Source organism: Kitasatospora sp. MBT66, assembly GCF_000710405.2.
In the GTDB taxonomy this organism is placed as follows: domain Bacteria; phylum Actinomycetota; class Actinomycetes; order Streptomycetales; family Streptomycetaceae; genus Kitasatospora; species Kitasatospora purpeofusca.
Window position 1 is genome coordinate 183,233 of sequence record NZ_JAIY01000018.1, and the last position, 3,155, is coordinate 186,387.

At 57.0% G+C, this 3,155-nt stretch carries 1 rRNA gene; it reads right to left on the reverse strand.

From position 1 onward, the window contains the following. Positions 1–3,114 (reverse strand): 23S ribosomal RNA (locus BI06_RS55725). Positions 3,115–3,155: the final 41 nt, after the last annotated feature.

Here is a 3,155-nt window from a genome sequence, read left to right on the forward strand (position 1 = left end):
GCCCTCGGCCTATTAGTACCGGTCAACTCCACCCCTCACAGGGCTTCCATATCCGGCCTATCAACCCAGTCGTCTACTGGGAGCCTTACCCTCTCAAGGAGGTGGGAGTGCTCATCTCGAAGCAGGCTTCCCGCTTAGATGCTTTCAGCGGTTATCCCTCCCGAACGTAGCCAACCAGCCATGCCCTTGGCAGGACAACTGGCACACCAGAGGTTCGTCCGTCCCGGTCCTCTCGTACTAGGGACAGCCCTTCTCAACACTCCTACGCGCACAGCGGATAGGGACCGAACTGTCTCACGACGTTCTAAACCCAGCTCGCGTACCGCTTTAATGGGCGAACAGCCCAACCCTTGGGACCTACTCCAGCCCCAGGATGCGACGAGCCGACATCGAGGTGCCAAACCATCCCGTCGATATGGACTCTTGGGGAAGATCAGCCTGTTATCCCCGGGGTACCTTTTATCCGTTGAGCGACGGCGCTTCCACAAGCCACCGCCGGATCACTAGTCCCGACTTTCGTCCCTGCTCGACCCGTCAGTCTCACAGTCAAGCTCCCTTGTGCACTTACACTCAACACCTGATTGCCAACCAGGCTGAGGGAACCTTTGGGCGCCTCCGTTACTCTTTAGGAGGCAACCGCCCCAGTTAAACTACCCACCAGACACTGTCCCTGATCCGGATCACGGACCCAGGTTAGACATCCAGCACGACCAGAGTGGTATTTCAACGACGACTCCACCATGACTGGCGTCACGGCTTCAAAGTCTCCCACCTATCCTACACAAGCCGAACCGAACACCAATATCAAGCTATAGTAAAGGTCCCGGGGTCTTTCCGTCCTGCTGCGCGAAACGAGCATCTTTACTCGTAATGCAATTTCACCGGGCCTATGGTTGAGACAGTCGAGAAGTCGTTACGCCATTCGTGCAGGTCGGAACTTACCCGACAAGGAATTTCGCTACCTTAGGATGGTTATAGTTACCACCGCCGTTTACTGGCGCTTAAGTTCTCAGCTTCGCCCCGACGAATCAGAGCTAACCGGTCCCCTTAACGTTCCAGCACCGGGCAGGCGTCAGTCCGTATACATCGCCTTACGGCTTCGCACGGACCTGTGTTTTTAGTAAACAGTCGCTTCTCGCTGGTCTCTGCGGCCACCCCCAGCTCTGGCAGCAAGTGCCGTCACCAGGAATGGCCCCCCTTCTCCCGAAGTTACGGGGGCATTTTGCCGAGTTCCTTAACCATAGTTCACCCGAACGCCTCGGTATTCTCTACCTGACCACCTGAGTCGGTTTGGGGTACGGGCCGCCATGAAACTCGCTAGAGGCTTTTCTCGACAGCATAGGATCATCCACTTCACCACAATCGGCTCGGCATCAGGTCTCAGGCTATTGTTGTGCGGATTTGCCTACACAACGCCCTACACCCTTACCCCGGGACAACCACCGCCCGGGCTGGACTACCTTCCTGCGTCACCCCATCGCTCACCTAGTACAGACTTGGTTCAGCGGCTCCACCACGTCCCTTTGTCCGAAGACTCCGGGCCGGCTTCACGGCCTTAGCATCACCTGGTTCAGCGTTGGCGCTTCAAAGCGGGTACGGGAATATCAACCCGTTGTCCATCGACTACGCCTGTCGGCCTCGCCTTAGGTCCCGACTTACCCTGGGCAGATCAGCTTGACCCAGGAACCCTTGGTCAATCGGCGCAAGAGTTTCCCACTCTTGTATCGCTACTCATGCCTGCATTCTCACTCGTGTACCGTCCACGACTGGTTTCCACCGCCGCTTCACCCGGCACACGACGCTCCCCTACCCATCACAGCAGGCGTTGGCCCTATATGCTGCAATGACACGACTTCGGTGATGTGCTTGAGCCCCGCTACATTGTCGGCGCGGAATCACTTGACCAGTGAGCTATTACGCACTCTTTCAAGGGTGGCTGCTTCTAAGCCAACCTCCTGGTTGTCTCTGCGACTCCACATCCTTTCCCACTTAGCACACGCTTAGGGACCTTAGTCGGTGTTCTGGGCTGTTTCCCTCTCGACCATGGAGCTTATCCCCCACAGTCTCACTGCCACGCTCTCACTTACCGGCATTCGGAGTTTGGCTAAGGTCAGTAACCCGGTGAGGCCCATCGCCTATCCAGTGCTCTACCTCCGGCAAGAAACACGTGACGCTGCACCTAAATGCATTTCGGGGAGAACCAGCTATCACGGAGTTTGATTGGCCTTTCACCCCTAACCACAGGTCATCCCCCAGGTTTTCAACCCTGGTGGGTTCGGTCCTCCACGAAGTCTTACCTCCGCTTCAACCTGCCCATGGCTAGATCACTCCGCTTCGGGTCTTGGGCATGCAACTGTATCGCCCTATTCGGACTCGCTTTCGCTACGGCTACCCCACACGGGTTAACCTCGCTACACACCGCAAACTCGCAGGCTCATTCTTCAAAAGGCACGCAGTCACGAGACACACAGCAAGCTGCATGTCCGACGCTCCCACGGCTTGTAGGCACACGGTTTCAGGTACTATTTCACTCCGCTCCCGCGGTACTTTTCACCATTCCCTCACGGTACTATCCGCTATCGGTCACCAGGGAATATTTAGGCTTAGCGGGTGGTCCCGCCAGATTCACACGGGATTTCTCGGGCCCCGTGCTACTTGGGAGTTCTTCAAACGAGCCGTACAGATTTCGCCTACGGGGGTCTTACCCTCTACGCCGGACCTTTCGCATGTCCTTCGACTATCCATACGGTTTCTGACTCGCCGACCGGCCGGCAGACCGGTCAAGAAAAATCCCACGACCCCACAAGCGCAACCCCTGCCGGGTCTCACACGCTCATGGTTTAGCCTCATCCGGTTTCGCTCGCCACTACTCCCGGAATCACGGTTGTTTTCTCTTCCTGCGGGTACTGAGATGTTTCACTTCCCCGCGTTCCCTCCACATACCCTATGTGTTCAGGTATGGGTGACAGCCCATGACGACTGCCGGGTTTCCCCATTCGGAAACCCCCGGATCAAAGCCTGGTTGACGGCTCCCCGGGGACTATCGTGGCCTCCCACGTCCTTCATCGGTTCCTGGTGCCAAGGCATCCACCGTGCGCCCTTAAAAACTTGGCCACAGATGCTCGCGTCCACTGTGCAGTTCTCAAACAACGACC